The sequence below is a fragment of the Stackebrandtia sp. genome, from assembly GCF_035643755.1.
Taxonomy (GTDB): domain Bacteria; phylum Actinomycetota; class Actinomycetes; order Mycobacteriales; family Micromonosporaceae; genus Stackebrandtia.
Genome location: NZ_DASQPW010000090.1, coordinates 1 through 5,935 on the forward strand (window position 1 = coordinate 1; position 5,935 = coordinate 5,935).

A 5,935-nucleotide genomic window follows, 5' to 3' on the forward strand; every position below is an offset into this window, starting at 1 on the left:
GGACAGAAGTGTCCCGTGTGCACCCAGGAGGTGTCTTCCGAGCCGCCGCGCGGCGACACGGGGGCGTTGTCGGCGGCCCACGATCGCCTGCGGGAGGCCCGCGCGGCGCTCGCGGAGTCCGAGGCGCACCTGCGCAAGTCCCAGGACATCGCGCTGGACTACCGCGCCCGGCTGGACACCCGGATCGACGAGCAGGCGGCGGTGGCGAAGGCGCTGGCCGACGCGCCGTCGCCCGAGAGGCTGCGCGCCGACCGCGAGGCGGCCCGGGAGGCGCAGCGCGCCCTCACCGAGGCGAGCACCCGGGTGCGCACCACTCGGGATGCCCTGCGCCGCAACGAATCCAACCACGCCAAGCTCGCCGAGCAGCAGAGCGGGGAGTGGCGCAAGTTCGACCACCATCGCGACCGGGTCGCCGCGCTGGCGCCGCCGGCCGTCGACCGCGACGACCTGGCCGCCGCGTGGCGGGCCCTGGCCGAGTGGGCCGGGACGGAACTGGGCGCCCGCGCGGCGCGGCGCCGCGAACACGAGCGCACGGAGTCCACGTTGGAGTCCGAGGTCCGAAAGGTGCGCGACGCTCTGGTCGCGCGGCTGGCCGAGATCGACGTCCACGTCCCCGGCACCTCGGGCGGCTCCGACTTCGTGGAGGCGGCGGTGCGCGCCACCGCCCAGTCCGAGGACGCGCACCGCAAGCTGCTCGAGCAACGCGACCTGTACGTCAAGCTCACCGCCGACCGCGGCGAGCGCGCCCGCGCCGCCCAGGTCGCCAAGCAGCTCCACGAGCACCTCGGCACCCGGCGCTTCGTCAACTGGCTGCTCAGCGAGGCCCTGGACGAGCTGGTCATCGGCGCCTCGGAGATCCTGTGCGCCTTGACATCCGGCCAGTACGACCTGACGTACGCCGACAACGACTTCTACGTCATCGACCACCACGACGCCGATCTCACCCGGCCGGTGCGCACCCTGTCGGGCGGGGAGACCTTCGCGGCGTCGCTGTCGCTGGCCCTGGCGATGTCCGACCAGCTGGCCGGGATGTCCTCGCGCGGCGCGAGTCTGGAGGCCATCCTGTTGGACGAGGGCTTCGGCACCCTGGACGCGGCCACACTGGATCAGGTGGCGTCCAGTCTGGAATCCCTGGCGGGCAACCGCGACCGCATGGTCGGCGTCGTCACCCACGTGGCGTCCCTGGCCGAGCGGGTCCCGGTGCGGTTCGAGGTCGGCAAGGACGCCCGGGGTTCCCACGTGGCGCGGATGGAGGGCTGATGCGGATCAGTGTCAGCGCCTGGGATCCCGGCTACGCCGACACCGGCGAGGGAACCGGGCGCGACAGCCAGGCGCGGCTGGAGCTCAACGTCGAGGTGCCGATGCGCGACTGGGCGCCGGTCACGCCGTCGGCCGCCGCGCCGCGCCGGGTGCTGCTGGTGGACGGCGTGCGCCGCCTGGACGCGCGCGTCGACATCAGTGTGGACGGCGAGCCGCCGTCGCCCGGCATCTGCGCGTCGTACGCCGCCGGGGTCGTGGAATGCGTGCTGGACGGCCGATCGCGGGCCACGGTGCCGGTGACCAGGGTGGAGCGGGGTCTGTTCAGCGCCGTCGCCGACGCGGGGCTCACCGCCGGGCGCACCGCCAGCTACGCGGCGCATCGGGTGCGGGCCAGCGAGCCCGGGGACCTGCTCAACGCCGTCCAGGACCGGCTCACGTCCATCGAGGTGGAGGTCGCCGACGCGGCCGACCCGGCGCCCGGGGACCTGCTGGTGATCGACGGCGCGCTGCGGCGCCGCACCCACCTGGCCCGGGCGGTGGGGTACATCAAGTCGCACCAGCGGCGCTACCTCCCCGACGATCTGGGCCCGCTGATCGACAAGCTGGCGCCCGGCGAGCGAACGCCGGTGTTCGTGCTGGGAACCACGTGGCGGCGCCACACCTGGTATCTGCGGTTGCCGGGCGGCGGGGACGGTTCGTGGGCGGGCATCGCGCGGCTGGAGGCCTCCGCGGACCTCGACATCGGCGACGTCATCGACCTGGCCAACTCCTCCCAGGCGGTGCTGCCCCGGCTGGCGTCGGCGGCGCACAAGGACCCGCGGGCGCCGCAGAACCTCACCCCGATCGCGGGCCTGGAGCGGCGGCTGCGCTCCACACTGGGCGATCCCCGATTGTTGTTGCGGGGCTTGAGAATCGGTTCTCAACGCCCGGCGTGACCACTAGACTTGATGGTCGAGGCCAAAGGAGTCGACGCGATGTTCGGGACCCACCACACCACCAAGCTTCCGCCCTCCGAGGCGCTGCCCGGCCGGCCCGGCCCCCTGCTGGACCCGTCCGACCGCAACGCCGTCTTCGGGACCCCGCTGCTGGGGCCCTACCCCGAGGGCAGCGACGTCGCCGAGTTCGGCGTCGACTGCTTCTGGGGCGGCGAGGCCCAGTTCTGGAACCTGCCCGGCGTGTGGACGACCGTCGCCGGTTTCCAGGGCGGCCACACCCCCAACCCGATAGCCGACGAGATCCTCAGCCACCGCACCGGGCACACCGAGGCGGTGCGGGTCGTCTACGACCCCCGCGAAACCTCCTATGAGGAATTGCTGGTCGTATTCTGGCGCAACGAGAACCCCACCCGCCGCATCGACATGCGCGGCCACGGCCGCTCCGCCATCTTCACGCGCGACTCCGGCCAGGCGGCCCGGGCCACGGCCTCGCGCGACGCGCTCCAGCGGGAACTCGACCGCCGCCGCAAGGACCCCATCACCACCGAGATCCTGTCGGCCGAGGAATTCCCGTTCTATCCGGCCGAGCTTCGCCACCAGCAGCACCTGGCCGGGCGCCGAGCCCGCGCCTAGCCCCCCGGGACGATCAGGCCCGTCTCGTAAGCCAGGACGACGGCCTGGGCGCGGTCGCGCAGGCCGAGCTTCGCGAAGATCCGCGCGACATGGGTCTTCACGGTGGCCTCGCTGAGCGTGAGCCGCTCGGCCAGCTCCGTATTGGACAGTCCGCGGCCCAGCAGCGCGAGCACCTCGCGCTCCCTTCGGGTGAGACTGGACAGTTCATGATGGACGACCGGCGGCGCGGCGAAGCGCTCCACCAGGCGCCGGGTGATGGACGGCGCCAGCAGGGCGTCGCCGGTGTCGACCAGGCGCACCGCCGCCGCCAGGTGCGCGGCGGTGACGTCCTTGAGCAGGAAACCGCTGGCGCCCATGGACAGCGCCGCGTACACGTAGCGGTCGAGGTCGAAGGTGGTCAACATGATCACGCGGCACCCCCGGCGGTCCTGAAGGATGCGCCGGGTGGCCTCCAGACCGTCCATGCCGGGCATCCGAATGTCCATCAGCACCACGTCGGGGCGCAGCCGCGTCGCCTGCGACACCGCCTCGGCGCCGTCGGACGCCTCCCCCACCACCCGCAGGCCGCGGGCGGTCAGGATCATCCGGAAGCCGGTACGGATCAGGGCCTGATCGTCGACGATCAGTACCCGCGGCGCGTTCATCGACCCTCCAAGGGAATCCGGGCCCGCACCCGCCAGCCGCCACCGAGCCGCCCGCGAGCGTCCAGGTCACCACCGTAGACCGCCACCCGCTCCCGCAGCCCCATCAGGCCCCGGCCCGCGCCCCGGTCCGCGCCGCCGACCGGCGGCGCTCCGAACAGGACACTGGGACCCGAGTTGGTCACCTCCAGCCTCAGATACCTGTCGCCGTAGCGGATGCTGACGTCGGCGCGCTCGCCGTCGCCGTGGCGCAACGCGTTCGTCAGTGCCTCCTGCACGACGCGAAACGCGGTGGCGTCGACGCCGGGCGGCAGGGCCCGGCGCTCGCCCGACACCCGCACCTCGACCGGAAGACCGGCGAAGGCGATGCGATCGATCAAGGGACTCAAGCGATCCAGGCTCGGCTGCGGCGACAGGTCGGCGGGTTCGGAGCCGTCGGCGGGCGGCGCCAGCAGGCCCAGCAGGTGCCGCAGCTCCGTCATCGCGTCCCGTCCGGCGTTCTCCACCGCCCCCAGGGCCTCGGTGACCGCGCCGGGCGCGTCGCGGAGGATCTCGCTGGCGGCCGACGCCTGCACCACCATCAGGCTGACATTGTGGCTGACGATGTCGTGCAGGTCGTGGGCGATGCGGGCGCGCTCGGCGTCCACCGCGGACCGGGCGGCGGCCTCGCGTTCCCGCTCCAGCAGCCAGCCGCGTTCGCCCAGCACCGCGCGGTGCGCCCGCCGGGAGCGCGCCAGCGCCACACCCAGGCAACCCGCCGCTCCACCGGTCACGGCCAACGCGACGACCAGCGCCATCATCATGGAACCACTGTGGCAGCCGCGAACCGTTGGCGCGTCATCCCCGCGGACCCATTCGATACATCGCCGGGATGACACCGGCGCGAGGTTACCTCCGTGGCCCGATGCGTCCGGCCGGTGGCGGTTCTAGGTTCGTGGCATGAATGACCACAGCACGCCGCAGCCCGTCGTGAGACTCGACGGCGTCGTCAAGGAGTTCGTCTCAACCACGGCGCTCGATGGCCTGTCCCTGGAGGTCGGGGCGGGCGAGGCGGTCGCCGTCATCGGCCCCTCCGGGTGCGGGAAGTCCACCATGCTCAACATGGTGGCCGGACTGGACCGTCCCACCGCCGGGACCGTGACCGTGCACGGCGAGGACCTCGGCGCCCTCAACGAGACCGCGCTGGCGCTGTTCCGGCGCCGCCGGGTCGGCATGATATTCCAGTTTTTCAATCTGCTGGACGATCTGCCCGCGCTGGACAACGTCGCGCTGGCCGCCCAGTTGGCCGGCGTGGCCGCCAGACCGGCGCGCGAGCGCGCCCTGGAACTGCTGGGCGAACTCGGCATCGCCAACCGCCGCGACGTCTACCCCGCCGCGCTGTCGGGTGGGGAACGGCAACGGGTCGCGGTGGCGCGTGCCCTGATGAATCGGCCCGGGCTGCTGCTGGCCGACGAGCCCACCGGCGCCCTGGACAGCCACGCCGGCGAACAGGTGATGGATCTGCTGCTGGACCTCAACCAGATGGGACAGACCCTGATGATCGTCACGCACGACCCGCGGCTCGCGCAGCGCTGCGCCAGCCGGGTGGTGCGGATGGCCGACGGGCACGTGGTGTCCGATCGCAGCCTGGAGCGTGCGTGATGAGGGCGGTGTGGAGGGCCGCGCGGGCGGCCGTACACCGGCGGCGCATGCAGACCGTCGTCATCGCGGTGGTGGTGCTGTTCTCCACCGCGACGATCGCGGTGGCGCTCGGGCTGCTGGTGGCCTCGACGCAGCCGTTCGACCGGGCGTTCGCGCAGCAGAACGGCGCCCACGTCACGGCGACCTTCTCCGCCAAGGCGACCGACGACCTGGCGGCGACGTCCGATCTGGACGAGGTGGAGGCCGCCGCGGGGCCGTTCGGGATCGCCACGGAGAACCTGAAGGCCGCCGACGCGCCCGATGACATCCCCGGCGTCTCCTTCACCATCGTGGGCCGCGACCGCCCCGTCGGCGGACAGGTCGACGCGATGGATCTGTGGCAGGGCCGCTGGGCGGCCAAGCCCGGCGAGATCGTCGTCAAGGCGACCCCGGGCATGGACCAACCCGCCCGCGACATCGGCGCGCGCCTCACCGACGCCCACGGCCGGACGTTCACGGTGGTGGGCAAGGCGTACAGCCTCAGCGACACCGCCGACGCGTGGGTGACGCCCGGGCAGATGGCGGACCTGAAGCCCACCGAGACCCAGATGCTGTACCGCTTTCACGACCACGACACCTCCGCCGACATCGCCGCGGGACTCAAGGCGGTGACCGATCGGCTGCCGGAGGGTTCGCTGGTGGCGTCGCAGTCGTACCTGGTGATCAAGAAGACCGTGTCGGCCGGGCCGGGCAAGTACCTGCCGTTCCTCATGGTCTTCGGGATCCTCGGGGTGCTGGTGGCGGTCTTCGTGGTGGTCAACGTGGTCAGCGGCGCCGTGGTGTCCG

General features: G+C 72.6%; 6 protein-coding genes and 1 pseudogene. 5 read left to right on the forward strand and 2 right to left on the reverse strand.

What is annotated here, in order from left to right; translation table 11 throughout:
• From VE172_RS06775 to msrA, 3 genes are all read left to right on the forward strand, one after another.
• On the forward strand, positions 1-1,260 hold a 1,260-nt coding region (locus tag VE172_RS06775; protein WP_324798965.1), incomplete at its 5' end, for an SbcC/MukB-like Walker B domain-containing protein.
• Positions 1,260-2,195, forward strand: coding sequence for a hypothetical protein (locus VE172_RS06780; protein ID WP_324798968.1), 936 nt, complete (start codon positions 1,260-1,262; stop codon positions 2,193-2,195). The genes VE172_RS06775 and VE172_RS06780, both read left to right, overlap by 1 nt.
• Before the next feature lie 39 nt (positions 2,196-2,234).
• Entirely contained in the window at positions 2,235-2,828 is a 594-nt protein-coding gene (gene msrA / locus VE172_RS06785; protein WP_324798970.1) for a peptide-methionine (S)-S-oxide reductase MsrA, read from the forward strand.
• Here msrA and VE172_RS06790 read toward each other — a convergent pair.
• Together VE172_RS06790 and VE172_RS06795 are read right to left on the reverse strand one after the other, a co-directional pair.
• Positions 2,825-3,472, reverse strand: a complete 648-nt coding sequence (locus VE172_RS06790; protein ID WP_324798972.1) for a response regulator transcription factor — start codon at positions 3,470-3,472, stop codon at positions 2,825-2,827. The genes msrA and VE172_RS06790 overlap by 4 nt on opposite strands.
• Positions 3,469-4,269, reverse strand: a complete 801-nt coding sequence (locus VE172_RS06795; protein ID WP_349258281.1) for a sensor histidine kinase — start codon at positions 4,267-4,269, stop codon at positions 3,469-3,471. The genes VE172_RS06790 and VE172_RS06795 overlap by 4 nt, the downstream gene beginning before the upstream one ends.
• A 139-nt stretch (positions 4,270-4,408) precedes the next feature.
• On the opposite strand from VE172_RS06795, the gene VE172_RS06800 reads away from it, so the two are divergent.
• Positions 4,409-5,110, forward strand: a complete 702-nt coding sequence (locus VE172_RS06800) for an ABC transporter ATP-binding protein (protein ID WP_324798977.1) — start codon at positions 4,409-4,411, stop codon at positions 5,108-5,110.
• Positions 5,111-5,157: 47 nt separating this feature from the next.
• Positions 5,158-5,935: pseudogene (locus VE172_RS06805) on the forward strand (ABC transporter permease); the annotation flags it as partial.

What these genes read in the sequence shown, in the direction of transcription:
- VE172_RS06795 (WP_349258281.1), bottom strand. Translation starts at nt 4,269, where the DNA reads ATGATGGCGCTGGTCGTCGCGTTGGCCGTGACCGGTGGAGCGGCGGGT.
- VE172_RS06790 (WP_324798972.1), bottom strand. Translation starts at nt 3,472, where the DNA reads ATGAACGCGCCGCGGGTACTGATCGTCGACGATCAGGCCCTGATCCGT.
- VE172_RS06780 (WP_324798968.1), top strand. Translation starts at nt 1,260, where the DNA reads ATGCGGATCAGTGTCAGCGCCTGGGATCCCGGCTACGCCGACACCGGC.
- VE172_RS06800 (WP_324798977.1), top strand. Translation starts at nt 4,409, where the DNA reads ATGAATGACCACAGCACGCCGCAGCCCGTCGTGAGACTCGACGGCGTC.
- msrA (WP_324798970.1), top strand. Translation starts at nt 2,235, where the DNA reads ATGTTCGGGACCCACCACACCACCAAGCTTCCGCCCTCCGAGGCGCTG.